General features: G+C 56.3%; 26 protein-coding genes. 13 read left to right on the forward strand and 13 right to left on the reverse strand.

Features of this window, described 5'->3' with window-relative positions; all coding sequences use genetic code 11:
• Window positions 1-130 precede the first annotated feature (130 nt).
• Window positions 131-1,396: a 4-aminobutyrate--2-oxoglutarate transaminase gene (locus K7R23_RS04675; protein ID WP_012908295.1), complete on the reverse strand. Its 1,266-nt coding sequence runs from the start codon at window positions 1,394-1,396 to the stop codon at window positions 131-133.
• 118 nt (window positions 1,397-1,514) lie between these two features.
• Here K7R23_RS04675 and pdxR point away from each other — a divergent pair, with 118 nt between their 5' ends.
• Window positions 1,515-3,008, forward strand: a complete 1,494-nt coding sequence (pdxR, locus tag K7R23_RS04680; protein WP_012908294.1) for a MocR-like pyridoxine biosynthesis transcription factor PdxR — start codon at window positions 1,515-1,517, stop codon at window positions 3,006-3,008.
• A 106-nt stretch (window positions 3,009-3,114) separates the two neighbouring features.
• Here pdxR and rpoH read toward each other — a convergent pair whose 3' ends face one another.
• The 4 genes from rpoH to ftsY all read right to left on the reverse strand — a co-directional run bounded on the left by rpoH (window position 3,115) and on the right by ftsY (window position 7,432).
• On the reverse strand, window positions 3,115-3,969 hold the full coding sequence (gene rpoH, locus K7R23_RS04685) for an RNA polymerase sigma factor RpoH (RefSeq protein WP_012908293.1): 855 nt from the start codon (window positions 3,967-3,969) through the stop codon (window positions 3,115-3,117).
• Between the two features lie 256 nt (window positions 3,970-4,225).
• Entirely contained in the window at window positions 4,226-5,284 is a 1,059-nt protein-coding gene (gene ftsX, locus K7R23_RS04690; protein ID WP_012908292.1) for a permease-like cell division protein FtsX, read from the reverse strand.
• Window positions 5,277-5,945: a cell division ATP-binding protein FtsE gene (gene ftsE / locus K7R23_RS04695; protein ID WP_012908291.1), complete on the reverse strand. Its 669-nt coding sequence runs from the start codon at window positions 5,943-5,945 to the stop codon at window positions 5,277-5,279. Before ftsE ends, ftsX begins: the two co-directional genes overlap by 8 nt.
• Window positions 5,946-5,947: 2 nt before the next feature.
• Entirely contained in the window at window positions 5,948-7,432 is a 1,485-nt protein-coding gene (gene ftsY, locus K7R23_RS04700) for a signal recognition particle-docking protein FtsY (protein ID WP_012908290.1), read from the reverse strand.
• A gap of 124 nt (window positions 7,433-7,556) precedes the next feature.
• Here ftsY and rsmD point away from each other — a divergent pair, with 124 nt between their 5' ends.
• A complete protein-coding gene (gene rsmD, locus K7R23_RS04705) occupies window positions 7,557-8,132 on the forward strand; it encodes a 16S rRNA (guanine(966)-N(2))-methyltransferase (RefSeq protein WP_012908289.1) in 576 nt (191 codons plus the stop codon).
• A gap of 10 nt (window positions 8,133-8,142) precedes the next feature.
• A complete protein-coding gene (locus tag K7R23_RS04710) occupies window positions 8,143-8,412 on the forward strand; it encodes a DUF1145 family protein (protein ID WP_024133034.1) in 270 nt (89 codons plus the stop codon).
• A gap of 21 nt (window positions 8,413-8,433) precedes the next feature.
• On the opposite strand, the gene K7R23_RS04715 is transcribed toward K7R23_RS04710, so the two are convergent.
• Window positions 8,434-8,796, reverse strand: coding sequence for a DUF2500 domain-containing protein (locus K7R23_RS04715; protein WP_012908287.1), 363 nt, complete (start codon window positions 8,794-8,796; stop codon window positions 8,434-8,436).
• Between the two features lie 141 nt (window positions 8,797-8,937).
• Here K7R23_RS04715 and K7R23_RS04720 point away from each other — a divergent pair, with 141 nt between their 5' ends.
• Window positions 8,938-9,564: a lysoplasmalogenase gene (locus tag K7R23_RS04720; protein ID WP_012908286.1), complete on the forward strand. Its 627-nt coding sequence runs from the start codon at window positions 8,938-8,940 to the stop codon at window positions 9,562-9,564.
• Window positions 9,565-9,640: 76 nt separating this feature from the next.
• On the forward strand, window positions 9,641-11,839 hold the full coding sequence (gene zntA, locus K7R23_RS04725; protein ID WP_012908285.1) for a Zn(II)/Cd(II)/Pb(II) translocating P-type ATPase ZntA: 2,199 nt from the start codon (window positions 9,641-9,643) through the stop codon (window positions 11,837-11,839).
• A 189-nt stretch (window positions 11,840-12,028) separates the two neighbouring features.
• Here the strand turns inward: zntA and K7R23_RS04730 are convergent, their stop codons facing one another.
• From K7R23_RS04730 to tusA, 6 genes are all read right to left on the reverse strand, one after another.
• Complete coding sequence (locus K7R23_RS04730; protein ID WP_012908284.1) at window positions 12,029-13,315, reverse strand: TRAP transporter large permease; 1,287 nt, start codon at window positions 13,313-13,315, stop codon at window positions 12,029-12,031.
• Between the two features lie 10 nt (window positions 13,316-13,325).
• Window positions 13,326-13,835 carry a TRAP transporter small permease gene (locus tag K7R23_RS04735; protein WP_012908283.1) on the reverse strand — a complete coding sequence of 170 codons (510 nt, stop codon included), beginning with the start codon at window positions 13,833-13,835 and terminating at the stop codon, window positions 13,326-13,328.
• A 23-nt stretch (window positions 13,836-13,858) separates the two neighbouring features.
• Window positions 13,859-14,830 carry a TRAP transporter substrate-binding protein gene (locus K7R23_RS04740; protein WP_012908282.1) on the reverse strand — a complete coding sequence of 324 codons (972 nt, stop codon included), beginning with the start codon at window positions 14,828-14,830 and terminating at the stop codon, window positions 13,859-13,861.
• A 191-nt stretch (window positions 14,831-15,021) separates the two neighbouring features.
• Entirely contained in the window at window positions 15,022-15,273 is a 252-nt protein-coding gene (locus tag K7R23_RS04745; RefSeq protein ID WP_024133033.1) for a helix-turn-helix domain-containing protein, read from the reverse strand.
• The gene (gene tssD, locus K7R23_RS04750; RefSeq protein ID WP_012908281.1) at window positions 15,257-16,405 is read right to left on the reverse strand and encodes a type VI secretion system tube protein TssD; all 1,149 of its coding nucleotides are present in this window, start codon (window positions 16,403-16,405) and stop codon (window positions 15,257-15,259) included. The genes K7R23_RS04745 and tssD overlap by 17 nt, the downstream gene beginning before the upstream one ends.
• A 433-nt stretch (window positions 16,406-16,838) precedes the next feature.
• Window positions 16,839-17,081 carry a sulfurtransferase TusA gene (tusA, locus tag K7R23_RS04755; RefSeq protein ID WP_024133032.1) on the reverse strand — a complete coding sequence of 81 codons (243 nt, stop codon included), beginning with the start codon at window positions 17,079-17,081 and terminating at the stop codon, window positions 16,839-16,841.
• 258 nt (window positions 17,082-17,339) lie between these two features.
• Here tusA and K7R23_RS04760 point away from each other — a divergent pair, with 258 nt between their 5' ends.
• Together K7R23_RS04760 and K7R23_RS04765 are read left to right on the forward strand one after the other, a co-directional pair.
• Window positions 17,340-18,005, forward strand: a complete 666-nt coding sequence (locus K7R23_RS04760) for a 7-cyano-7-deazaguanine/7-aminomethyl-7-deazaguanine transporter (RefSeq protein ID WP_012908279.1) — start codon at window positions 17,340-17,342, stop codon at window positions 18,003-18,005.
• Window positions 18,006-18,077: 72 nt separating this feature from the next.
• Window positions 18,078-18,635, forward strand: coding sequence for a DcrB family lipoprotein (locus K7R23_RS04765; RefSeq protein WP_012908278.1), 558 nt, complete (start codon window positions 18,078-18,080; stop codon window positions 18,633-18,635).
• Here the strand turns inward: K7R23_RS04765 and K7R23_RS04770 are convergent.
• Complete coding sequence (locus tag K7R23_RS04770; RefSeq protein WP_012908277.1) at window positions 18,625-19,857, reverse strand: MFS transporter; 1,233 nt, start codon at window positions 19,855-19,857, stop codon at window positions 18,625-18,627. The two genes, K7R23_RS04765 and K7R23_RS04770, sit on opposite strands and share 11 nt — an antisense overlap.
• 133 nt (window positions 19,858-19,990) lie before the next feature.
• Between K7R23_RS04770 and K7R23_RS04775 the strand changes: the two genes are divergently transcribed.
• From K7R23_RS04775 to K7R23_RS04800, 6 genes are all read left to right on the forward strand, one after another.
• The gene (locus tag K7R23_RS04775; RefSeq protein WP_012908276.1) at window positions 19,991-21,040 is read left to right on the forward strand and encodes an AI-2E family transporter; all 1,050 of its coding nucleotides are present in this window, start codon (window positions 19,991-19,993) and stop codon (window positions 21,038-21,040) included.
• A gap of 373 nt (window positions 21,041-21,413) precedes the next feature.
• A complete protein-coding gene (locus K7R23_RS04780) occupies window positions 21,414-21,791 on the forward strand; it encodes a hypothetical protein (RefSeq protein WP_148222148.1) in 378 nt (125 codons plus the stop codon).
• A 77-nt stretch (window positions 21,792-21,868) separates the two neighbouring features.
• A complete protein-coding gene (locus K7R23_RS04785) occupies window positions 21,869-22,930 on the forward strand; it encodes a methyltransferase (RefSeq protein ID WP_012908274.1) in 1,062 nt (353 codons plus the stop codon).
• Window positions 22,931-22,984: 54 nt separating this feature from the next.
• Window positions 22,985-23,707, forward strand: a complete 723-nt coding sequence (locus K7R23_RS04790; RefSeq protein WP_012908273.1) for a beta-ketoacyl synthase chain length factor — start codon at window positions 22,985-22,987, stop codon at window positions 23,705-23,707.
• On the forward strand, window positions 23,704-24,525 hold the full coding sequence (locus K7R23_RS04795; RefSeq protein WP_012908272.1) for a lysophospholipid acyltransferase family protein: 822 nt from the start codon (window positions 23,704-23,706) through the stop codon (window positions 24,523-24,525). Before K7R23_RS04790 ends, K7R23_RS04795 begins: the two co-directional genes overlap by 4 nt.
• Window positions 24,500-24,757 (forward strand): phosphopantetheine-binding protein, encoded by a 258-nt coding sequence (locus K7R23_RS04800; protein ID WP_012908271.1) that lies wholly within the window; start codon window positions 24,500-24,502, stop codon window positions 24,755-24,757. The genes K7R23_RS04795 and K7R23_RS04800 overlap by 26 nt, the downstream gene beginning before the upstream one ends.

Below are 24,757 nucleotides of genomic sequence, written 5' to 3' on the forward strand. Positions count from 1 at the left end.
GTTTTATTCCGGCGACAAACGCCGCCGGAAAAAAGGTGATATCAGGGTGATCAACCACTCACGCTGAACGGGAACAACTTATTGTCGTAGAGGCTTCCCTGCCACTATCTACCTGTCCGGATCGGGCGCGTCAGCCCCGCAGCACGCGGGTCAGAATATCCAGCGCTTTGCTGAACTGCGCATCCGGGATCGTTAACGGGTAGAGGAAACGAATAACGTTGCCATACACGCCGCAGCTCAACAGCAGCAGACCGTTTTCCTGCGCTTTACGCTGGATCTGGCGGGTAAAGTCAGCGGACGGTTTCCCGGTTTGCGGATCGTTAAATTCCACCGCCACCATCGATCCCAGCCCGCGGACGTCAGCAATCGCCGGGCAGTGTTCGCGCGCCTGATTCAGCACTTCTTTCAGGTGTTCGCCCAGCTGGTTCGCCCGCTGGCACAGCTGTTCTTCTTCGATGATATCCAGCACCGCATGCGCGGCGGCAACCGCCAGCGGATTACCGGCGTAGGTGCCGCCCAGACCACCCGGCGCAGGGGCATCCATGACCTCCGCCCGCCCGACCACGCCGGAGAGCGGGAAGCCGCCCGCCAGGCTTTTCGCCATCGTCATCAGGTCAGGCTTCACGTCGTAATGCTGCATTGCGAAGACTTTCCCGGTGCGGGCGAAGCCGGTCTGTACTTCATCGGCGATCAGCAGAATGCCGTGGGTATCGCAAATCTTGCGCAGCGCCTGCATAAAGGCGGCAGGTGCGACGTTAAAACCGCCCTCGCCCTGAATCGGCTCCAGCACAATCGCTGCTACCTGATCGGCGGCGATATCGGCTTTGAAGATGCGTTCCAGGCTGTTGAGCGCCTCCTCAACGGTCACGCCGTGGGCCGCGTTCGGGTATACGGCGTGGTAAACCGAACCAGGGAACGGGCCAAAGCCTATTTTGTAAGGCGCCACTTTGCCGGTCAGCGCCATCGTCATAAAGGTACGGCCATGAAAGCCGCCGCCGAAGGTGATTAAACCGGGACGGCCGGTGCTGGCGCGGGCGATCTTCACCGCGTTTTCTACCGCTTCCGCACCGGTGGTGAAGAAGGCGGTTTTTGCCGGACCGTCAATCGGCGCGATGGCGTTGATGCGCTCCGCCAGCGAAACGTAGCTCTCGTATGGAACAATCTGGTACGCAGTGTGGGTAAACGCCTGCAGCTGTTGTTCTACCGCGGCCACAATCTTCGGATGGCGATGGCCGGTATTCAGCACCGCGATCCCGGCGGCAAAATCGATCACTTCATTACCTTCCACATCCCACAGCGTGGCGTTCTCGGCTTTCTCCACAAAGTAGTCGCACATCACACCTACACCACGGGGAGTCGCCTGCTGACGACGCTGATTCAGTTCTGAACTTTTCACCCTCGGATCTCCTGTTATGGATGTCACTTTATTGCAACAAATTCGAAACAATGTCGTTTATTTACACAGGTACTGGCCCTATAATCGAGTACCAATTATGAATATCTGAGGGATCCAATTGCGGGCACTTGTGGGCGATCTCCTGCTGGTCAGGCTCCAGCAGGAACAGGATGAATTCCTGCATAAACGGCTGTACAACGCGCTTCGGCGGTCAATTCTCGACGGCTCATTACCGCCGCACAGCCGCCTGCCAGCGTCGCGCGATCTCGCAGGCGAGCTTGGAATTTCAAGAAACACAATATTAACAACTTATGAACAACTACAGGCGGAAGGATATGTGGTTTCCCGGCGGGGAAGCGGAACATTCGTCGCGCAAACGGCCCCTGACACCTTCTTAACGGCGGCAGGGGGCGCAGAAAACAGTATCGAGATTGAGCAGGCTTTTCCGGTTTCGCGGCGCGGTCGTTTTTTACTCGATCACGTCAGCGCCAGCCCGCGCCAGTGGGGGGCGTTTATTCCCGGCGTTCCCGACGTTAATGCCTTTCCGCATTTACTTTTCAGCAAGTTACAGGCGCGGATCGGCCGCCGACCGAAGCCGGAAAAACTGAGCTACAGCTGCAATGGCGGGACGCCGGAGCTGCAACATGCGCTAATCGATTACCTGCGGGTGGCGCGCGGCGTGCGCTGTCAGGCAGATCAAATCCTTATTACCGAGGGGATTCATCAGGCGATCGATCTGGTGACGCGAATGCTCGCCGATAACGGCGATATGGCATGGGTGGAGGAACCGTCATACTGGGGTATTCGCCATGTGCTGGCGATGAACGATGTGCGGATAACGCCCGTGCCCGTTGATGCCAACGGCCTTGTGCCGCCTGAAAACGCGCAGGAAGCGCCGCGCCTGATCTTCGTTACGCCTTCACACCAATATCCGCTGGGCGCGGTAATGAGCCTTGAGCGGCGACAGCGGCTGCTGGCGCTCGTCAGACAGTACGGTAGCTGGATTGTGGAAGATGATTATGACAGCGAGTTTCGCTTTTCCGGGCAACCGATCCCGGCATTGCAGGGTCTGGTGGCCGATGCGCCGGTGGTCTATATCGGCACCTTCAGCAAGACGCTCTATCCGGGGCTGCGGCTGGGCTATCTGGTGCTGCCCCGTCCGCTGGCGAGCAAACTGAAAAGCGCCCACGCTGAGCTGTATCGCGGCGGACATTCACTGATTCAGATGGCGCTGGCAGAGTTTATTAACGGCGGTCACTATTCCGCGCATATCCGCCGTATGCGTCTGCTGTACAGCCGCCGTCGCGCCTTTCTGACGGAGCTGATTGAACGTCACTGCGGGCCGCAGGAGCTGTCGGATTTCAGCGATAACGCCGGGCTGCATTTGATTCTCAACCTGCCGGATGAGGTGGATGACGTCGCCGTCGCGGCCAGCGCCAACGCGCAAAATATTCTGGTGCGTCCGCTGTCGCGCTATTACCTGACCGCGCAACGTAAGAAAGGATTATTGATGGGGTTTGCCTGTCTGACCGAGGAACAGATGACGCCGGCTTTCGCCACGCTGCTGGCGTGCCTGCGTCAGCATTGTCCGCAGGTTCTGATCAATGCCTGATTTTGCCGGATGGCGGCGCAAGCGCCTTATCCGGCCTACATTGCTGCATCGCGTAAAGCAAAACGCCCCAACGGATGTCGGGGCGTTTTCGTAAGCGCTTGCGGCGTTATGCTTCGATAGCGGCGCGCAGTTTTTTCATCGCGTTCTTTTCAAGCTGGCGAACCCGCTCGGCGGAGACGCCATAGCGGTCGGCCAGTTCCTGCAGGGTGGACTTGTTGTCTTCGTCCAGCCAGCGGGCGCGGATGATCGCCTGGCTACGCTCGTCAAGGCCTTCCATCGCATGAGTCAGCTTACTGGCGGCCTGATCTTCCCAGTTGTCCTCTTCAATGCCATCGGCAAAGTTAGAGGTTTTATCCTGCAGATACAGTACCGGCGCCATCGGCTGGCTATCGGACTCGTCGTCCGGGGACATGTCAAAGGTCATGTCCTGCGCCGCCATACGGGATTCCATCTCACGCACGTCTTTGCTGGAAACACCCAGCTCGCGGGCCACCATTTCCACTTCATCCTGATTAAACCAGCCCAGACGCTGCTTGGTTTTACGCAGGTTAAAGAACAGCTTACGCTGCGCTTTGGTGGTCGCGACCTTCACGATACGCCAGTTACGCAGTACGTATTCGTGGATCTCAGCTTTGATCCAGTGCACGGCGAAGGAGACCAGGCGCACGCCCACTTCCGGGTTGAAGCGGCGCACGGCTTTCATCAGGCCGATGTTGCCTTCCTGAATCAAATCCGCCTGCGGCAGGCCATAGCCCGCGTAGTTACGAGCAATATGAACAACAAAGCGCAGGTGAGACAGGATCAGCGTCTTAGCTGCTTCCAGATCGCCCTGGTAATGCAGCCTTTCAGCCAGCGCCCGCTCTTCGTCAGCCGACAACATCGGCCACGCGTTCGCAGCCCGGATGTAAGACTCCAGGTTACCAACAGGGGCTAAAGCTAAATTTTGCATTTCTTTGGTCATTCAAATCCTCTCAATTTTTATCGTCCGGCACGACGGCGAAAGATATATCAGCAACAAGCATGCCAGCGTTAATGAGCAACGAGAATATCATTCACTCTTTTATCAGACAGTGATTTTATCCACAAGTTCCATGCAACGTTGTGTATAATTTGCGCACAAAATGTGACATGAAGATGAAAAGCGAGGGAAGAGACAACGGAGGCTCTTTCCCTGCGAACGGAAATCCATTGCAGGGAAAGATTATACCACGATTTTATTAATCGGGAGTAAAGTGACGTAAATGTTGCACCGTGGCCAACCACGCCGCCACCCAGCCGATCATCGAGCAGACCAGCAGCAACAGCAGGCACTCATCAAACGATAAACCATTGAGTTCAAACTTCGTTCCGAACACCTGCGCCACGTCGGTCACCGCCGACGACAGCCGCATTACCAGAATTTCAGACAAAATCAACGACAGAAACGCGCCGGAAAAACCTAGCAGCGCGCCGCCGTAGAGGAACGGACGCAGGATAAAGCCATCCGTCGCGCCAATCAGCTTTTGCACGTTAATGGTATCGCGACGGGCAAAGATGCTCAGGCGCACGCTGTTGCCGATCACCAGGAACACCGCCGCCACCATCAGCACGCCAATCATCGCCGACACGCGGCCCACCAGCCCGGTCAGCGCCGCCAGCCGGGCAAACCAGCTGTCGTCCATCCGCACTTCGTCAATGCCGTTAATCTGCGTAATGCGATCGCGCAGGGTATTGAGCGCCTCGGTCCCCTGGAAGTCGATCTTCGGCACCACCACCGCCACCGCCGGCAGCGGGTTCTCCTCCAGCATATCCAGCGCGCCGCCGAAACCGGACCAGTTGCGGAATTCACCCAGAGCGTCTTCACGCGACAGGTAATTCACTTTGTCCACGCCCTGCTCGGCCTGAAGCTGCGCCACTACCCCTGCCGCCGCATCGTCATCCAGCGTTTTTTGCAGATAAACGGTGATTTGCGGAGAGGGATAGTACTGCGTCGCCGCCTGGTTAACGTTCTTGTACACCATGTAGCAAACGCTTGGCAGCGTCAGGGAGATGGCAATAACCATCACCGTTAAAAAGGTCGCCAGCGGTTTGCTTTTCAGATCCTGCAACGCCCCCTGGAAGGCATAACGCACCTGCTCGTTAAAAACGTTAGTTTTCCGCGAGTTGGGCTTTGGCGACGGCTTCGCCCGTTTCGGCGCGTTGCGGCCGCCGTCGCCTGACGAACCGCCAGAGCGACGCAGGCGATCCAGTCGCCCGCCAAACTGCCGGATATGATTCATTGCATCGCGCTTATTCATAGGCCACGCCTCCATGCAGGTGTCCATCGCTCAGCACCAGCTGGCGATAAGAACGGCGGGAAATCAGCCCGATGTCGTGCGTCGCCATCAGTACGGTGACGCCCACGCGGTTAAATTCTTCAAACAGACGCAGGATCCCTTCCGACAGCGCGTCGTCCAGGTTACCGGTCGGTTCATCCGCCAGCAGGACCGCCGGTTTATTTACCACCGCCCGGGCGATGCCCACGCGCTGCTGTTCACCGCCGGAGAGTTGAATAGGAAAGTTTTTCGCTTTGTCCAGCAGCCCGACCTTATCCAGCGCCGCCGACACCCGGCGGCGAATGTCGTCACCGCTGGCGCCCGCGATAATCAGCGGGATCGCCACGTTGTCGTAGACGGTGCGGTCCATCAGCAGATGGTGATCCTGGAAAATCATGCCGATCTGCCGACGCAGAAACGGCACTTCGCGATTCTTCAATCGGGTAATGTCGTGCCCGCTGAAGATAATTTTCCCGGCGCTCGGCCGCTCAATCCCACAGATAAGCTTCAGCAGGGTACTTTTCCCCGCGCCTGAGTGGCCGGTCAGAAACGCCATCTCGCCCGGCTGCATATGGAACGTGACGCCCTGCAGCGCTTGTCTCCCACCGAGATAGGCCTTGCTGACATGTTCAAAGCGAATCATTGTTAATCCTCTCGGGCAAAAAGTGCCTCTATAAAATCGTCCGCCTTAAACGGACGCAAATCTTCGATACGTTCGCCGACGCCAATATAGCGGATAGGAATGCCAAACTGATCGGCCACCGAGAAGATCACGCCGCCTTTCGCCGTGCCGTCCAGCTTGGTCAGGGTAATCCCCGTCAGACCAACCGCCTCATGGAACAGTCTGGCCTGGCTTACCGCATTCTGCCCGGTGCTGGCGTCAATTGTCAGCATAACCTCATGCGGCGCATCCTCATCCAGTTTCTTCATAACGCGCACGATTTTTTTCAGCTCTTCCATCAGGTGCGATTTGTTTTGCAGACGACCCGCGGTGTCAGCAATCAGCACATCGATGTTACGCGCCTTCGCCGCCTGAATAGCGTCAAAGATGACGGATGCGGAGTCCGCGCCGGTATGCTGGGCAATCACCGGAATATTATTACGCTGGCCCCAGACCTGAAGCTGCTCCACCGCCGCGGCGCGGAAGGTATCGCCCGCCGCCAGCATCACCGATTTGCCCTGCTGCTCGAACTGACGCGCCAGCTTGCCGATAGTGGTGGTTTTACCCACGCCGTTGACGCCCACCATCAAAATCACAAACGGTGTTTTGCCGTCTACGTTCAGCGGCTCATCAACCTTCGCCAGAATCTCGCTCATCTCATCTTTCAGCAGGCCGTACAGCGCTTCGGCATCACGTAGCTGCTTGCGGCTGGCGCCTTCGGTCAGATTGGCGATAATTTTGCGCGTCGTTTCCACGCCCACGTCGGCAATCAGCAGTTGCTCTTCCAGCTCTTCGAACAGATCATCATCGATTTTTTTACCGCGGAACAGGCTGATAAATCCGGAACCGAGATTCTCTTTTGTTTTCAGCAGGCTACGTTTCAGCCGGGCAAATAAACCCTCTTTGGTCGGTTTTTCCTGCTCCTGGGCGATCTCGTCGACCGGCGTCTCCTCTTCCGCTACCGGCACCACCAGCACCGCTTCTTCCGCGGCTTCCGCCGCCAGCGCCTGCGCTTCCAGCTCTTCGTCGGACAGTGGCGGTACGTTCTGCGCCTCTTCTTCCACCGCGTTAACAATTTCGACGGTTTCCGCTTCCGCCTGCCACTCTTCCGGCGACGTCTCTTCCGCTTTCACCTCTTCCGGCAGCGGCAGCACTTCGCGCTCGACGGCGACCTGCGGCGCAACCACCTGTTCAGGCTCGACTACCGCTACCGGCTCAGGCTCTACCGGCTGCGGCTTTTCGCTCTCCTGGATCTGTTCTGTGACTTCAACCACGTCCTGAGCAAAGGTTTCTGTCTCTTCTTTGCTGTGCGCGGGCGCTTCTGCTTCTACGTCAGCCGCCGTGTCAACCGACGTTTCTGCCGGGCGTTGTTCTTCTTCAAGCTGCTGTTCTTCGGGTTTTTGTTCCTGCTGCTCTTTTTCACCAAAGCCCAGCCAGGAAAAGAAGCCACGTTTTTTCTGTTTTGCCATCTGCGATTACACCCCTCGCGGCCTATATACATGGAAGCTAAAAAAATGATGAAATAGTCTATCACTTAACTTAATTCACATCACCGCCTGGAATAACATGCAACAGGCAGTTTGAGCAGCAGAAATGAAAAAACCAAATCACTCTGGCAGCGGCCAAATCCGCATTATTGGCGGGCAATGGCGTGGCCGTAAACTTCCTGTACCGGACAGCCCCGGCCTGCGTCCCACCACCGACCGCGTGCGTGAGACGCTGTTTAACTGGCTGGCGCCGGTGATGGTCGACGCCCGTTGTCTGGACTGCTTCGCCGGCAGCGGCGCGCTGGGTCTGGAAGCGCTGTCACGTTATGCGGCCTCTGCCACGCTGCTGGAAATGGATCGCGCCGTCGCGCAGCAGTTACAGAAGAATTTAGCGACGCTGAAAGCTGCCAATGCGCAGGTGGTGAATACCAATACCCTGACCTTTCTGGCGCAATCCGGCACGCCGCACAGCGTGGCGTTTGTCGACCCGCCGTTTCGCAAAGGTCTGCTGGAAGAGACCTTAAGCCTGCTGGAAAAACACGGCTGGCTGGCGGATGAGGCCTGGATTTACGTGGAAAGCGAAGTGGAAAACGGTCTGCCCTCCGTGCCGAAAAACTGGTCGTTGTATCGCGAAAAGGTCGCCGGACAGGTCGCGTACCGTTTATATCAACGTGAAGCGTAAGGAGAAACCCATGCTGATTAACGTTGGACGTTTACTGATGCTCTGTGTCTGGGCCTTTTTATTATGGAACCTGGTACAGCCCTTCCCGCACCCGCTCAATATTTTTGTTAACGTCGCGCTGATCTTTATGGCGCTGATGCACGGCTTGCAGCTGGCGCTATTGAAAGCCACGCTGCCGAAAGAGGGCCCGCAGATGACCCGCGGGGAAAAAGTGCGCATTTTTCTGTTCGGCGTGTTTGAGCTGCTGGTGTGGCAGAAAAAGCTTAACGTCAAAAAATAACGTTTGCTGACGGCTTACGCCTTAATCCGACCGGACGTCAAACCCGACAAACCGCGTGCCCTTAAAGCTCAGCGTCCCTTCGTCGCCCACCGTCAGCGCGTGGTACTGGCGCGCGTCGAGGCGGAACGTCTTCTCCATCCCGCCGCGCAGCGGTTTAAAACTCGCTTCGTAACGCATACTGGTGCCTGCGGGCGTCACCTGCTGCTGGCGCGAGCGGCGATCGTTAATCGGTTTTTCCCGCTTACTGGCGACCACCATCTGCGCCTGTTGCAGGGGCGCGGCATCGTTATCCGCTTTTTCCCGCCGCTGCTGCACAAAGCGAAACGAGGCGGCAACGACGATTAACGCAATGATAATAATAAAAAAGAGCGGTGGCTTACTCATACCCTTAACCCATCAGAAAATGCGGAAATCAGCATACCCCGTGCGTAATGGTGTTGTCATCCGCCCTTACCCGCCTCTAAACTGAAAGGTAAGACCGTAAGCATACCGCTTACGAAAAAATAACGAATTCAAGGAACTAAGATGCTTTGGTCGTTTATCGCTGTCTGCCTTTCCGCATGGCTGTTTGTGGATGCCTCGTACCGTGGACCCGCCTGGCAACGCTGGGTCTTTAAACCCGTCACGCTTCTTCTCCTGCTGCTTCTGGCCTGGCAAGCGCCGATGTTCGACGCCGTCAGCTATCTGGTGCTGGCCGGTCTGTGCGCTTCGCTGCTGGGCGATGCCCTGACGCTGTTGCCGCGTCAGCGTCTGCTGTACGCGATTGGCGCGTTTTTCCTTTCGCATCTGCTGTACACCATCTATTTCGCCAGCCAGATGACGCTCTCTTTCTTCTGGCCGTTGCCGCTGGTGCTGTTGGCGCTGGGCGCGCTGCTGGTAGCGGTAATCTGGTCGCGCCTTGAGGAGCTGCGCTGGCCGGTATGCACGTTCATCGCCATGACGCTGGTGATGGTCTGGCTGGCCGGCGAACTGTGGTTCTTCCGCCCCACCGCGCCCGCGCTGTCGGCGTTTATGGGGGCGTCGCTGCTGTTCATTGGCAACATTGTCTGGCTGGGCAGCCACTACCGTCGCCGCTTCCGCGCCGATAACGCCATAGCCGCCGCCTGCTACTTCGCCGGTCACTTCCTGATTGTCCGCTCGCTTTATCTCTGATAGTGCTTGACTCTGGAGTCGACTCCAGAGTGTATCCTCCGGTTAATGAGAAAATTATCATCAACCGGAGGATGCCATGTCGACACCCGATACTGATGGCAAAAAAGCCCCACAATTTTCATCCTTCAGACTGGCCCCCGCGCCGCAAAAGGCCGATGAGTGCTGCTGCGACGGCGCCTGCGCCGCGCCGGAAACCGTCCCTGAAACGGTAAAAGGCGCCCGTTACAGCTGGCAAGTGGCCGGAATGGACTGCGCCGCCTGCGCCCGTAAGGTTGAAAACGCAGTGCGCCAGATACGCGGCGTGAATCAGGTGCAGGTGCTGTTTGCTACCGGCAAGCTGGTGGTCGACAGCGACGGCGACCTGCGTCAGCAAATTGAGCGTGCGGTGCAAAACGCAGGCTATCGTCTGCAGGATGAGCAGGCGAAAGCCGCCGCGCCCGAATCGCGCCTCAAAGAGAACCTGCCGCTGCTGACGTTGATGGTGATGATGGCGATCGGTTGGGGGCTGGAGCAGTTCAACCATCCGCTAGGGCAACTGGCGTTTATCGCCACCACCCTGGTCGGGCTGTACCCTATCGCCCGCCAGGCATTGCGCCTGATGAAGTCCGGGAGCTGGTTTGCCATTGAAACGCTGATGAGCGTCGCCGCCATCGGCGCGCTGTTCATCGGCGCTACCGCGGAAGCGGCGATGGTCCTGCTGCTGTTCCTGATTGGCGAACGGCTGGAAGGTTGGGCCGCCAGCCGCGCCCGTAAAGGCGTCAGCGCGCTGATGGCGCTGAAACCGGAGGTCGCCACCCGCCTGCGCGACGGGGTGCGCGAAGAGGTGGACGTCAGCGCGCTACGGCCTGGCGATGTGATTGAAGTCGCCGCCGGAGGACGCCTGCCCGCCGACGGCAAACTGATCTCCGCTTTCGCCAGCTTTGACGAGAGCGCGCTGACCGGCGAGTCGATCCCGGTTGAGCGAGCCAGCGGCGAAAAAGTCCCGGCGGGGGCCACCAGCGTGGACCGTCTCGTTACCCTGGAAGTACTGTCTGAACCGGGGGCCAGCGCCATCGACCGTATCCTGACGCTGATTGAAGAAGCAGAGGAGCGCCGCGCGCCTATTGAGCGCTTTATCGACCGTTTCAGCCGTATCTATACGCCGGCGATCATGGCCGTCGCTCTGCTGGTGACGCTCGTCCCGCCGCTGCTGTTTGCCGCATCATGGCAGGAGTGGATTTATAAGGGACTGACGCTGCTGCTGATTGGCTGCCCGTGCGCGCTGGTGATCTCCACCCCGGCGGCGATTACCTCCGGGCTGGCAGCGGCAGCGCGACGCGGAGCGCTGATTAAAGGCGGCGCGGCGCTGGAGCAGCTGGGACGCATCACGCAGATAGCCTTTGATAAAACCGGGACGCTGACCGTGGGTAAACCGCGCGTGACGGCGATTCACCCGGCTAACGGTGTCAGCGAGGCGGATCTGCTGGCGCTGGCGGCAGCGGTAGAGCAAGGGTCAACGCATCCGCTGGCGCAGGCCATCGTGCGGGAAGCGCAAAGCCAGGGTCTGACGATCCCCGCCGCCGAGGCGCAGCGCGCGCTGGTCGGCTCCGGCATTGAGGCGCGGGTTAACGGCGATCGCGTGCTGATTTGCGCCGCCGGGAAGCTGCCAGCCGATGCGTTTGCCAGGCAGATCGCTCAGCTCGAAAGCGCCGGGCAGACGGTAGTGCTGGCATGGCGAAACGATACCGTACTCGGGATCATCGCCCTGCAGGATACGCTGCGCGACGATGCCCGCACCGCCATCAGCGAGCTGAAGGCGCTGGGCGTCAACGGCGTTATTCTGACCGGTGATAACCCGCGCGCGGCGGCGGCCATCGCCGGAGAGCTGGGGCTGGATTTCAACGCGGGCTTGCTGCCGGAAGATAAAGTGCGGACGGTCAGCGCGCTGAATCAGCAGTCGCCGCTGGCGATGGTCGGCGACGGCATTAACGACGCCCCGGCGATGAAAGCCGCCGCCATCGGCATTGCGATGGGCAGCGGCACCGACGTGGCGCTGGAAACGGCGGACGCCGCGCTGACCCATAACCGCCTGACGGGATTAGCGCAGATGATAAAGCTGGCGCGAGCGACGCACGCCAATATCCGTCAGAACATCGCTATCGCGCTGGGGCTGAAGGGGATCTTCCTCGTCACCACGCTGCTCGGCATCACCGGCCTGTGGCTGGCGGTGCTGGCGGATACCGGCGCGACGGTGCTGGTCACGGCCAACGCGCTGCGGCTGTTGCGTCGACGGTAAAAAATGCCCGGTGGCGCTGACGCTTACCGGGCCTACGAAGTGGAAAGAATTGGCAGCCGCTATCCGGCAAAACGCCAGCGGTAAGAACCTGTAGGCAGGATAAGGCGCAGCCGCCATCCGGCAAAAAACGCCAGCGATAAAAACTTCCAGGCCGGATAAGGCGCTGCCGCCATCCGGCAAAAACATCGCTTACTGCATCCCCAGAATGCCCGGCAGCCACAGCGAGATGGCCGGAATATAGGTCACCATCGCCAGCACCACCAGCAGCAGGCCGTAGAAGGGCAGCATCGCCCGCACGACGGTCTCAATCTTCTGCTTGCTCACCGCGCTGGCGACAAACAGCACCGAACCCACCGGCGGCGTAATCAACCCGATCCCCAGATTCACCATCATGATCATGCCGAAATGCACCGGATCGATACCTAACGCATTGGTCACCGGCAGCAGCACCGGCGTCAGGATCAGGATGATCGGCGCCATATCCATCAGCGTGCCAATTAACAGCAGCATAATGTTGAGATACATCAGGATGACGTACTTGTTATCGGAGAGTGACGTGAAGAATTCGGTAATGCGCATCGGCAGCTGCATATAGGTCATCACCGCGCCGAACGCCGCCGCGAAGCCAATCAAAATCATCACGATAGTGACCGTTTTTACCGTCCGGCACATCAGCTTCGGCAGTTCGTTCCACTTGTAGTCGCGGTAGATAAACATGGTGACGAAAAAGGCCCACAGACAGGCCACCGCCGCCGATTCGGTAGCGGTGAAAATGCCGGACAGAATGCCGCCCAGAATGATCACCACCGTCATCAGCCCCCACAGCGCATCAATGAAGATTTTCACCGCCTGGCGAAACGGAATACGCTCACCCTTCGGATAGCCGCGCTTGCGCGCAAAACAGAGACACAGCGCCATCAGACACAGCCCGAGCAGCAGCCCCGGCAGCACGCCAGCGATAAACAGCGTGGCGATAGAGACTGTCCCGCCTGCCGCCAGCGAGTAGATCACCGAGTTATGGCTCGGCGGGATCAGAATCGCCTGCACCGAACCGCTCGCGGTCACCGCCGCCGCGTACTCGCGCGGATAGCCCTTTTTCTCCATCTCCGGGATCATCACGCTGCCGATGGAGGCGGTATCCGCCACCGATGAACCGGAAATCGCACCGAAAAAGGTTGAGGCGACGATATTCACCAGCGACAGCCCGCCGCGAATAAAGCCGACGAACAGATAGGCGAAGTTGACCAGCCGCCGGGCGATGCCCCCCTCCGCCATAATCGCTCCGGCGAGAATGAAGAATGGAATCGCCAGCAGGGTAAATTTATTCACCCCGCTGGTGATTTGGATCATCAGCGCTTCCAGCGGTAAATCGATCCACAGCGCGCCCGCAACGGCGCTCAAGCCGACGGCGAAGGCCACCGGCATTCCCAGCGCCAGCAGGATGGCGAGGGTGAATAACAACACAAAGGCGTCCATTGTTCACCCCTTACCCGTGGTTGCCGATCGTCACGACCGGACGGTGTTCCTGCGAGCCAAAGAACAAGCGCTCGAGGACAAATAAAATCAGAATCGCCGAGCCAATCGGCAGCGGCAGATAGCTTTCCCCCGAGGTCATAATCGGGAATTCCGCCACCGGCTGCTCCCACAGCTCCACGCACAGCAGGTAGCTGTACCAGAAGATGATCAGCGAAATCAGCAGCATCAGCAGCTCCACCACCCGCGCACAGGCGGTTTTCAGCACCAGCGGCAGGCGGTCGGTGAGCATGTTAACCGCGATGTGCGATCCGGCGCGGTAGCCCACCGCCGCGCCGATAAAGGTAAAGGTCACCATACAGATAATGGCGATCGGTTCCGGCCAGGACTCCCCGCGGTTAAGCACATAGCGCGAGAAGATACCGATGGGAATGACGATAGTCATCACCAGCAGCGACGCCCCCGCAATCGCCATCGCCAGCAGGTACAGGCGATCCATCCACTTCAGGTAGAGTTCGGACATACATCCTCCGCAACGGGGCTGGATCACTTCACATCCGCGATGGCTTTCATCAGATCCTGATGCTTTTCGCCATACTGCGCGCGCACCGGCTCGGTGGCTTTCACAAACACCGCCCTGTCGATGTCATGGAACTGCACGCCGCCCGCCTTCATTTTTTCCAGCGCCTGCTGGTTGTAGGCATTCCACAACTTGCGCTGTTCGAACTGCGCTTCGCGGGCGAGAGTGAGGATTTTTTGCTGCTGGTCGGCGCTGAGCTTGTCCCATTTCACCTTCGAGTAGAGCAGCATTTCCGGCGTGATAAAGTGGCCGCTGAGGGTGTAGTTTTTGGCGACCGGCATGTAGTTATGAGCGATATAGGTCGGCGGGTTGTTCTCCGCGCCGTCAATCACACCGGTTTGCATACCGCTATACACTTCGCTGACCCCCATCGCCACCGAGTTGGCGCCCATATCTTTTAAGGTTGCCAGCGCCACCGGGCTGCCCTGCACGCGAATCTTCATACCTTTTAAATCTTCCGGCTTGACCACCGGTTTTTTGGTGATCAGGTTACGCGTGCCGGAGTCCATCCAGCCTAAAAACACCAGCTTCGATTTTGGGTTATTGGTCAGCTTCTCGCCGATGCTCTTGCCGACATCGCCGTCAATGACCTTGTGCATATGGTCCTCATCGCGGAAAACATACGGCAGGGTAAAGACTTCGATATCGGGGAGGATGGCCGCCACCGGCGCCATCGAGACGCGAATCATGTCGATCGCCCCCATCTGCGCCTGTTCAATCATCTGTTTTTCATCCCCCAGCACGCCGCCCGGAAAGACTTTTATTTCCAGTTCGCCATTGGTTTGTTGTTTTAATTTTTCGCCCATCTGCTGCACCGCCACCACGTTCGGATAGCCTTCAGGGTGGACATCGGCGGCTTTAATCGTTTGAGCAGAGGCGACGCAGGTAAAAGCAAACAGACACAGAGCGGCCAGTAACGGCTTGAGAGTCGTTTTCATTATGTGAGCTCCAGGACAGTGAGGTAAGTGTTAAAACAGTGTTTTAGTTTTGCACTATTAAAAACTAGACTACGCCCTGAAAAGCGGAGGTGAAGCACTTCACAAAATTGTGAAGTTTTGAAACGATGGTTTAGAACTGTGATGTTTACATGCTTATGTTACTTCACCCGCTATGTAAACATCACCAATTTTTATTCTTCAATAATATGATTTTTAAGGAATTCATGCCCCTTTTCAGATACGATAAAAGTCTGTCGGGAATTTTCATAATCATTTATGACATCAACAAAACCCTCTTCCACTAAACGGTTCACGACTGTTGGAACATAACCGAATCCGGGTATATTCCGGGTCGAAAGCACCCTATCCAACACATACCAATTCCAGTCCCCATCTTTCAGGGCCATAACTTTAAGAACGCCTAACTCAATTTTTGAAATCATTTATTAAAGCCTCCGGATGGAATAATTCTGCATCTGTAATTCTGTAATCTGCAAGAGTAGCTGCATGCGCATTATTCCAAAGAATATAGCCTTCGAGCCCCTTAGGCTCTCCAGCCTCCCATCCTAAATTACAGTAACGCTGAAATTCCCGACATTCATGAGTGAAATAATTGAGATCAACCTGTTCTGCAGTAATCTCACCCTTTAAGATACGCTTCAAACGAGCAATCATTACATCATTAGCAGGATCATGTTCAAATCGAGAAATATGTTTTTCTACCGTAGCGATACCGGCACTGTCAATGATTGCACCTTCAGTGGTCAGATACTCTATTGGCCCCCCGGCTAATTCAGGGTCAAAAGTGCGTCCTGATACCGGACCTTTTGCGCCAGAATAGTGCATTTTTTCAATTGCCGGAAACTTCATCCTCCCCATCATTGATCCAGCCATCAACGACGCACCAGCAATCAGTAGGCCCTGGTTATCCATCACCTGGTTGTAGCCATCAGGGGCTTCTCCCCCCAGCTTTTTCGCGGTTTCTTCGAAGCCTTCGATATTCCCGTTATAAATCCCGCCAGCAGCGAGAAGTCTACCGACAGACTTGCTATTCAACGTTGCTAAAGCATTGTTGGCCTTTCCATTTTTGGCTGGTATAAACAGGCGGTTATAGTCAGCAGGAAGCGCCAGATAGTCAAACTCCGTATTGGCAATAAGATGTTTGCAGAGGATATATTCATAATTTACAACAATAGTTTCCGTATCTAAATCATCTGCCGAAAATAGTTGACGGATACTGGTTATGAAAACGCCCCGCAGTTGAAGATAGTAATATTTCTCCCATCTTCCATATGGATTGATGCGGAAGAAATAAAACTCCATATATAACTGCTCGTTATTATTAATCGCATTTGACAACAATGGTGTGCTTTTATCGATCAGTTTTTTGAAACTCAGCCCATGCTGTTGCGAACCATTACCGGTACTGGTAATAATATTCGTGAGCGAAAAAACAAAAATTTCGTTCTCATGACCGATTTGTCGACGGTTCCCAACTGAATCAGCGGTTCCACAACTGTCAGAAATAGCGCCCTGTTGTTCCCCTGCAATCGTCAGGTAAACAATGTCACTCATTTCATCCCTTTATTACATGTTGAGGTAATACAACAGTGGTAACAATAACCCTGGAAATTAATTCTTACGCTGACAAAAGGAATTTGCATAGCGAAAAAATAAATTCTTTCAATTTAACGTCGATTATCAGGGTTATCTGAAAGAATGAAATGCGTACTATGAATACATTAATTCAAATTTTAGAAGGTAATAATTTTATCGGGGCAGGTATAGTCTGTCGCACCTCCGGATAAATGTCCTTAACAGCGTGATTACTGCGGTCATTTGAATACGGAGAGCGCGAAAGAGCCGGAGCGTATATAGCGTGCGTGAGCATTATTCGCAAAGCTTACCCTTCGGGGCGTCCTGAAGGGCATTCAGTACCCTAACGCATTTTGTCTAAGCCCTGCCAGGGTTCGAAATGGCAAATAACTTAGCCTGATGGGACAGACTCTTAGCTTTTACGCAGCAGATAGCGGTAGGGCAGCGCGTCGGTTTCCTGCGCCAGCAGCTCATGCTCCATAAAGGTACAAAAGCCCGGAATATCACGGGTGGTTGCCGGATCGTCGGCGACAATCAGCAGCGTTTCGCCGCTCTGCATACCGCGCACGGTTTTACGCACCATCATTACCGGTTCCGGGCAGCGCAGGCCCTGGGCGTCAAGGGTATGGTCGGGAGAGGAAAACAGATCGCTCATGGTGGTCTCATTTACTGACAAACCGTCGTAGTTTACGCCCAGTTGCGCGCTAAGCCAATCAGGTTAACGATTGCGTGAAAAACAACCATTGCAAACTCCGGCTAAAGCAGTATCATGCCGCGGCCTTACCAGGCTTAAGACGCGTTATTATCGCAGCCAGTTTAGCTGAGGCCAGCACCGCCCGAAGGCAAAATGGCAAGTAAAATAGCGTGAAGCACGTATTGGGTTCCCTCACCCCAAAAACTAAAAAGGTACAACATGGCTTCGTTTACTCAATCGCAGCGCGTAAAAGCGTTGTTCTGGCTTTCGCTTTTTCATCTGCAGGTGATCACCTCCAGCAACTATCTGGTACAGCTGCCCATCTCCGTTTTTGGTTTTCACACCACTTGGGGCGCGTTCAGCTTTCCGTTTATCTTTCTCGCCACCGATCTGACCGTGCGCATTTTTGGCGCGCCGCTGGCCCGACGGATTATTTTCGCGGTGATGATCCCGGCGCTGCTGGTTTCCTATGTTATCTCATCGCTGTTTTACATGGGTTCCTGGCAGGGATTCGGCGCGCTGGCGCACTTCAACCTGTTCGTCGCCCGTATCGCCGCCGCCAGCTTTATGGCCTACGCGCTGGGGCAGATCCTCGACGTACACGTCTTTAACCGCCTGCGGCAGAGCCGTCGCTGGTGGCTGGCGCCGACCGCTTCGACGCTATTTGGTAACGTCAGCGATACCCTCGCCTTTTTCTTCATCGCCTTCTGGCGCAGCCCGGATGCCTTTATGGCTGAGCACTGGATGGAAATCGCCCTCGTCGACTACTGCTTTAAGGTGCTTATCAGCATCGTTTTCTTCCTGCCGATGTACGGCGTGCTGCTGAATATGTTGCTGAAAAGGCTGACAGATAAATCTGAATTCCCGGCGATGCAGGCGAGTTAAGGGCTCGTTTTCTGAGTTGTGTTAAGATGAACGAATGAGCCGTTATGGCCGTTTATCGAAAGGAAGAAGTCAATGCGCAATCTGGTTAAATATGTCGGGGTTGGCCTGCTGGTGATGGGGCTGGCGGCCTGTGATAATAGCGATACGAAAGCGCCGGCAGACGGCGCAGCGGCAGAAAGTCAGGCTAGCGGTCAGCCGATTACCCTGCTCGACGGTAAACTCAGCTTCTCACTGCCCGCGGATATGACCGATCAGAGCGGCAAGCTGGGCACCCAGGCGAACAATATGCACGTTTACTCTGATTCCACCGGTCAGAAAGCGGTGATCGTGATTGTCGGCGACAACACCAGTGAAGATCTGGCGGTGCTGGCAAAACGTCTGGAAGATCAGCAGCGCGCCCGTGACCCGCAGCTGCAGGTGGTGACCAATAAATCTATCGAACTAAAAGGCCACACCCTGCAACAGTTAGACAGCATTATCTCGGCAAAAGGCCAGACGGCGTACTCTTCCGTCCTGCTGGGCAAGGTGGATAACCAGCTGCTGACCCTGCAAATTACGCTGCCTGCCGACGATCAGCAGAAAGCGCAAACCACAGCGGAAAACATCATCAACACGCTGGTTATCCAGTAACGTTCTGCGCTGATGAAGCGGCCTCCTCAGGTGTCTGCGGAGGCCGTTTTTTTAACCGCCACGTCAGCAGTAACGCAATCGCCACCAGTCCCGCCGCCGCAAGGTAAATAACCGGGACGCCCGCCACGCTCATCAGCAGGCCCGCCAGCGGTCCCGTTACCCCGAGCGACAGATCCATAAATACCGTATAGGTCGCCAGCGCCGCCCCCTGATTCTGCTGCGGCACCGCTTTCACCGCCACCACGCCCAGCGCCGGGAATACCAGCGAGAAGCCCATCCCCGTCAGCAGCACGCCGAGTTTCGCCATCCACGGCATTACCGCCGCCCCCACCAGCAGCAGGCCGATAATCTCGACGCTAAAGCAGATCATCGCCACGTTCAGCCCGCCCAGCCGGTTAATGCCGTTGGGAAACAGCAGTCGCGTACCGACAAAGGCGCAGCTGAACAGGGTCAGCGCAAGCGCCGCGCCGTCCCACCCTTTGGCGTCGTAAAACAGGGTGATAAATGTGGCGATGACGCCAAACCCGGCGGAGGCCAACGCCAGCGCCATGCCGTACAGCCAGACCCGCCCAAGCACCGCGCGAAACGGTAGCGGCTTACCTTTGTTCGCCTTCACCGCCGGGCGCGGCAGCGCCAGCAGCACCGCCAGCAGCGCGACGCCCATGATCGTCAGCGCCAGCCCCTGTAAGCCGCCCCAGCGATAGAACAGCACCCCGAGCGGCGCGCCCATCGCCATCGCTCCGTAGGTGACAATACCGTTCCACGATATCACCCGACCGATATGCAGCGAGCCGACGACGCCGACGCCCCACAGCGTTGACCCCGTTCCGGCGAAGCTCTGGCCGATGCCCAGAATAATGCGCCCCAGGCACAGCAGCAGCAGGCTGGCAATCGGCCAGGAGCTTGCGTTTGCCGCCAGTAAATAGCTCGCGCCGCTCAGGAAGCAGCCGTACAGGCCAAAGACCACGATCGTCTTCGGCCCCAGTAAATCGGCGTAGCGTCCGGCGTGGGGACGACTGAGCAAGGTGGCGAAGTATTGCAGGCTAATCACCAGCCCCGCCCAGAAGGCGCTAAATCCCATCACATCATGAACATAGCCGGGAAGCACCGCCAGCGGCAGGCCGATGGTCAGGTAGCTGGCGAAGTTAAACATCACAACAGAGACAATGCGCAAATTCAGGCGCAATCCGTTAAGCGCCGGTTCAACGACGGGTTCGGGCATGGGGAGTCACCACGTTTTTACCACAGTGTTTCAGTTCTACCATGCGACGGTATGAAAATCAGCAGGCAGATTAGGAATATCAGTAGCAAGCCAGACGCTACACTTAATAAAAATATTCAGGAAGGAATAATAAATGACGACCCCTCAGCCCGACAAAACGGGCATGCACATTCTCCTTAAGCTGGCGTCGCTGGTGGTGATCCTCGCCGGGATCCACGCCGCCGCCGATATTATTGTGCAGCTGCTGCTGGCGCTCTTTTTCGCCATCGTACTCAATCCGCTGGTCACCTGGTTTATCCGCCGCGGCGTAAAGCGCCCGGCGGCGATCGCTATCGTGGTGGTGGTGATGCTGTTTGCCCTCACCGCGCTGGTTGGCGTGCTTGCTGCGTCGCTCAACGAATTTCTCGCCATGCTGCCGAAATTCAACAAGGAGCTGACGCGTAAGCTGATGTATCTTCAGGAGATGATGCCCTTTCTTAATCTGCATATATCGCCGGAGCGTATGCTGCAACGGATGGATTCAGAAAAAATCATGTCCTTCACCACCACGCTGATGACCGAACTTTCCGGCGCGATGGCAAGCGTAGTGCTGCTGGTGATGACCGTCGTCTTTATGCTGTTTGAAGTCCGCCACGTGCCTTACAAGATGCGTTTTGCGCTGCACAATCCGCAGATTCATATTGCCGGGCTGCACCGGGCGCTGAAGGGGGTTTCGCACTATCTGGCGCTGAAGACGCTGCTCAGCCTGTGGACCGGGGTGATTATCTGGCTGGGTCTGGAGCTGATGAATATCCAGTTTGCCCTGATGTGGGGGGTGCTGGCGTTCCTGCTGAACTACGTGCCCAACATTGGTTCGGTGATTTCCGCCGTCCCGCCGATGATCCAGGCGCTGCTGTTTAATGGCGTCTACGAGTGCGTGCTGGTCGGCGCGCTGTTCCTGGTGGTGCATATGGTGCTGGGCAATATGGTGGAACCACGCATGATGGGCCATCGCCTGGGCATGTCGACGCTGGTGGTGTTCCTTTCGCTGCTGGTCTGGGGCTGGCTGCTTGGCCCGGTGGGGATGTTGCTCTCCGTCCCGCTGACCAGCGTCTGTAAAATCTGGATGGAAACCACCAAGGGCGGCAGCAAACTGGCGATACTGCTTGGCCCTGGCCGACCCAAAAGCCGTTTGCCAGGGTAAACCAGCCCTGGCAAACGATGGCATTTTACGTCCTTAGCCGGGACACTATTATCAGGCGCGATGTTGTTACTTTACTGTATCAATAAACGCGCCGATTTTTTTGTCAGCATAATGTATATTATGTGGTAAATATGTTCATACGAATTAATACTCACAATTAATTTCGCTTAAATTAATCAGAATTAACTAATATCCTGTTCCATAAAAGAATTATTCTCCGTCCGGCCACTTTCATTAAAAACAGAATTTTCCCTGCATTTCGTCACAGTCACTTTAAGAAATAAGCGGTATTATGGTGCTGAAAAACAATTCTCATAGACTAACAATGTTAAAATAACCAGATATTTTATAGGGAAAGTTAATGAAACAATACATTAAATGGTTTGCGGCGCTTGCCGTTGTCGGCGCGCTGGCGGGCTGTGCGCGCACTGCGCCAATCGATCAGGTTCACTCGACCGTGAGCGCGGGCCACACGCAGGATCAGGTTAAAAATGCGATCCTGAAAGCGGGCGCTGAGCGCAAATGGATCATGAACGAAGCGGGTCCGGGCGTAATCAGAGCGCGCCAGCAGTCTCGCGACCACGTGGCGGAAGTCCGTATTACCTACAGCGCGACCCGCTACGATATTCAATACGAAAGCAGTCTTAACCTGCTGGCTTCCGGCGGCAAAATTCATAAAAACTATAACCGCTGGGTACGTAATCTGGATAAAGACATTCAGCTAAATCTGTCAGCTGGCGCCGGTCAGTAAAGCCTGAAAAATAATTAAAATCGGGCCGTTTTGGCCCGATAACCTCTTTATTACTTTTTTAACGGGTTATACTCGCCATGTACGAACAGGACTCTCTCAGCGCACTGGATGCGATCGCTGAAGCGCAACGTATCGCCTTCGCCCCGATGCTTTTTCAAACCGCGCGCTGCCTGCGCAACGCAGGCGTACTGGCCTATCTCGACAATCAGCGGAAGAAGGGCGCGACGCTTGCCGAGATCGTTGAACACAGCCACGTTAACGAATATGCCGCCAGCGTACTGCTGGATATGGGATTAAGCGGACGCATCGTCACCCAGAAAGCGGGCCGTTATTATCTGGCGAAAATCGGACATTTCCTTTTGCATGACGCCATGACCCGCGTGAATATGGATTTCACCCAGGACGTCTGTTATCAGGGGCTGTTTTTTTTAGAAGAAGCGCTGAAAGAGGGAAAACCCTCCGGTTTAAAAGTATTTGGCGACTGGCCCACCATTTATCCGGCGTTGTCGCAATTACCGCCGTCGGCGCGAGAAAGCTGGTTCGCCTTCGATCATTACTATTCCGACGGCGCATTTGACGCGGCATTACCGCTGGTATTCGCCAGCCGTCCTGCAACCCTGTACGATGTAGGCGGCAATACGGGAAAATGGGCGATACGCTGTTGCCGGTACGATGAAAATATCGCGGTGACGCTATTAGATTTGCCACAACAAATTGCACTTGCCCGTGAAAATATCGAGAATGCAGGATTATCTCATCGCATCGACTTTCATGCGGTGGATATGCTTGGCGACGCGCCTTTACCCACAGACGCCGATATCTGGTGGATGAGCCAGTTTCTCGACTGCTTCTCGCCCGAACAAATTGTCGCCATACTCAGCAATGTCGCACGCGTGATGAAACCCGGCGCGAGACTGTGCGTAATGGAGCTGTTCTGGGATGCGCAGCGCTTTGAAGCCGCCTCATTCAGTCTGAATGCGTCTTCACTCTATTTTACCTGCATGGCGAACGGCAACAGCCGGTTCTACAGCGCAGAGAAATTTTATGGCTATCTGGAAACGGCAGGGTTCCGGGTAGAAGAACGCCACGACAATTTAGGCGTTGGGCATACCTTACTGATATGTCAAAAGAAAATATAACAAAGTAGCGTCACGACGCTACAGGAATCACCGGTTTACCGCGGACGCGCGCTGATGAAATTCTCTTTAAACATTACCGACTGGCAGGCGATGGCCCCAGGGCTTAGCGATTCGACACAGTGGCGGCAGTGGTCACGGCATCCGCACGCCATCGATCCCGCGGCGGCGCAGGGCAAATTAAGCGAACTGCCGATGATGACCGCCCGCCGACTTAGTTCCGGCAGCAAGCTCGCCGTGGAGTGCGGCCTGGCCATGCTGCGCCGTCATGAAATTGATGCGGTGCTATATACCAGCCGTCACGGCGAACTGGAGCGTAACCATCGCATCCTGCACGCGCTGGCGACAGAACAGGCGCTTTCGCCGACCGATTTCGCCCTGTCGGTACACAACTCCGCCGTCGGCAATCTGACCATCGCGGCGAAAAAACCGATCGTCTCCTCATCCCTTTCCGCAGGACGCGACACCTTCCAGCAGGGGCTGTGTGAAGTGATGTGTCTGTTACAGGCGGGCTATCAGCGCGTGCTGATGGTCGACTTCGACGGTTTCCTTCCTGAGTTTTATCACCCGCACCTGCCCGACGGTATGCCAACCTGGCCGTATGCGGTCGCGCTGGTGTGCGAAGCCGGCGACGACTGGCGCTGTCAGACGCAGCCGGCACCTGCGGGCGCGGAAACGACGCTTGCGCAAAGCCTGCTGTTTTTACAGCACTTTTTACAAGACAGCGTTGCCTTTATGCTCCCCGGCGAACGGATGCAGTGGCGCTGGAGTCGCGCATGAACGCCCTCTTTAGCGCCCTGAACCGCCTATGGCGCATTGCCATGACCGGCGTCTGCTTTACCCTGTTCAGCCTCGGCGGGCTGCTGCTTTCCGTCGTCTGGTTTAACGTTCTGCTCATTTGTGTGCGCGACCCCGTCCGCCGTCGCCGCCTTGCCCGGCGCAGCATTGCCGCCAGCTTCCGTCTGTTTTTGTCGGTGACGCGGCTGCTTGGCGTGCTGGACTATCGCATGGAGGGGGTGGAGATTCTGCGCCAGGATCGCGGCTGCCTGGTGGTGGCTAACCACCCCACGCTTATCGACTACGTGCTGCTGGCCTCAGTGATGCCGGAAACGGACTGTCTGGTAAAAAGCGCGCTGCTGAAGAACCCGTTCCTCAGCGGCGTGGTGCACGCCGCCGACTATCTGGTTAACAGCCAGGCGGACGCGCTGTTGCCCGCCAGCCAGCAGCGGCTGGCGCAGGGCGACACTATCCTGATCTTCCCCGAAGGCACCCGCACCCGTCCCGGCGAAGCGATGACGCTACAGCGCGGCGCGGCCAATATCGCCGTACGCTGCCACAGCGATTTACGGGTAGTCACTATCCACTGTAGCGAACGGATGCTCGATAAAGAAAGCAAATGGTATCAGGTTCCACCCGTTAAACCGCTGTTCACCGTCGAGGTGCGCGAGCGACTGAAAATCAACCACTTTTACGATGCAGACTCACCAGAACCGGCGCTGGCGGCAAGGCGGCTAAACCGGCATCTTTTGTTGAAATTACAACCATGTACGTTATCTCTCTCAGGACTTAATGATGCAAGCGCTTTATCTCGAAATTAAAAATCTCATCATCAGCACGTTGAATCTGGACGAACTGTCGCCAGACGACATCGACACCGAGGCGGCGCTGTTCGGCGATGGGCTTGGGCTGGACTCGATTGATGCCCTGGAGCTGGGTCTGGCGGTAAAAAATCAGTACGGCGTGGTGCTCTCAGCGGAAAGTGAAGAGATGCGCCAGCACTTCTTCTCTGTCGCCACGCTGGCGTCTTTCATTCACGCGCAACGTGCCTGA

This window comes from Citrobacter rodentium NBRC 105723 = DSM 16636 (assembly GCF_021278985.1).
Lineage (GTDB): Bacteria > Pseudomonadota > Gammaproteobacteria > Enterobacterales > Enterobacteriaceae > Citrobacter_A > Citrobacter_A rodentium.

What these genes read in the sequence shown, in the direction of transcription:
- K7R23_RS04735 (WP_012908283.1), bottom strand. Translation starts at nt 13,835, where the DNA reads ATGTCCGAACTCTACCTGAAGTGGATGGATCGCCTGTACCTGCTGGCG.
- ftsY (WP_012908290.1), bottom strand. Translation starts at nt 7,432, where the DNA reads ATGGCAAAACAGAAAAAACGTGGCTTCTTTTCCTGGCTGGGCTTTGGT.
- ftsE (WP_012908291.1), bottom strand. Translation starts at nt 5,945, where the DNA reads ATGATTCGCTTTGAACATGTCAGCAAGGCCTATCTCGGTGGGAGACAA.
- rsmD (WP_012908289.1), top strand. Translation starts at nt 7,557, where the DNA reads ATGAAAAAACCAAATCACTCTGGCAGCGGCCAAATCCGCATTATTGGC.
- K7R23_RS04800 (WP_012908271.1), top strand. Translation starts at nt 24,500, where the DNA reads ATGCAAGCGCTTTATCTCGAAATTAAAAATCTCATCATCAGCACGTTG.
- tssD (WP_012908281.1), bottom strand. Translation starts at nt 16,405, where the DNA reads ATGAGTGACATTGTTTACCTGACGATTGCAGGGGAACAACAGGGCGCT.
- K7R23_RS04720 (WP_012908286.1), top strand. Translation starts at nt 8,938, where the DNA reads ATGCTTTGGTCGTTTATCGCTGTCTGCCTTTCCGCATGGCTGTTTGTG.
- zntA (WP_012908285.1), top strand. Translation starts at nt 9,641, where the DNA reads ATGTCGACACCCGATACTGATGGCAAAAAAGCCCCACAATTTTCATCC.
- K7R23_RS04775 (WP_012908276.1), top strand. Translation starts at nt 19,991, where the DNA reads ATGACGACCCCTCAGCCCGACAAAACGGGCATGCACATTCTCCTTAAG.
- K7R23_RS04765 (WP_012908278.1), top strand. Translation starts at nt 18,078, where the DNA reads ATGCGCAATCTGGTTAAATATGTCGGGGTTGGCCTGCTGGTGATGGGG.
- K7R23_RS04770 (WP_012908277.1), bottom strand. Translation starts at nt 19,857, where the DNA reads ATGCCCGAACCCGTCGTTGAACCGGCGCTTAACGGATTGCGCCTGAAT.
- K7R23_RS04715 (WP_012908287.1), bottom strand. Translation starts at nt 8,796, where the DNA reads ATGAGTAAGCCACCGCTCTTTTTTATTATTATCATTGCGTTAATCGTC.
- K7R23_RS04710 (WP_024133034.1), top strand. Translation starts at nt 8,143, where the DNA reads ATGCTGATTAACGTTGGACGTTTACTGATGCTCTGTGTCTGGGCCTTT.
- K7R23_RS04785 (WP_012908274.1), top strand. Translation starts at nt 21,869, where the DNA reads ATGTACGAACAGGACTCTCTCAGCGCACTGGATGCGATCGCTGAAGCG.
- K7R23_RS04790 (WP_012908273.1), top strand. Translation starts at nt 22,985, where the DNA reads ATGAAATTCTCTTTAAACATTACCGACTGGCAGGCGATGGCCCCAGGG.
- tusA (WP_024133032.1), bottom strand. Translation starts at nt 17,081, where the DNA reads ATGAGCGATCTGTTTTCCTCTCCCGACCATACCCTTGACGCCCAGGGC.
- K7R23_RS04760 (WP_012908279.1), top strand. Translation starts at nt 17,340, where the DNA reads ATGGCTTCGTTTACTCAATCGCAGCGCGTAAAAGCGTTGTTCTGGCTT.
- ftsX (WP_012908292.1), bottom strand. Translation starts at nt 5,284, where the DNA reads ATGAATAAGCGCGATGCAATGAATCATATCCGGCAGTTTGGCGGGCGA.
- K7R23_RS04740 (WP_012908282.1), bottom strand. Translation starts at nt 14,830, where the DNA reads ATGAAAACGACTCTCAAGCCGTTACTGGCCGCTCTGTGTCTGTTTGCT.
- K7R23_RS04730 (WP_012908284.1), bottom strand. Translation starts at nt 13,315, where the DNA reads ATGGACGCCTTTGTGTTGTTATTCACCCTCGCCATCCTGCTGGCGCTG.
- rpoH (WP_012908293.1), bottom strand. Translation starts at nt 3,969, where the DNA reads ATGACCAAAGAAATGCAAAATTTAGCTTTAGCCCCTGTTGGTAACCTG.
- K7R23_RS04795 (WP_012908272.1), top strand. Translation starts at nt 23,704, where the DNA reads ATGAACGCCCTCTTTAGCGCCCTGAACCGCCTATGGCGCATTGCCATG.
- K7R23_RS04745 (WP_024133033.1), bottom strand. Translation starts at nt 15,273, where the DNA reads ATGATTTCAAAAATTGAGTTAGGCGTTCTTAAAGTTATGGCCCTGAAA.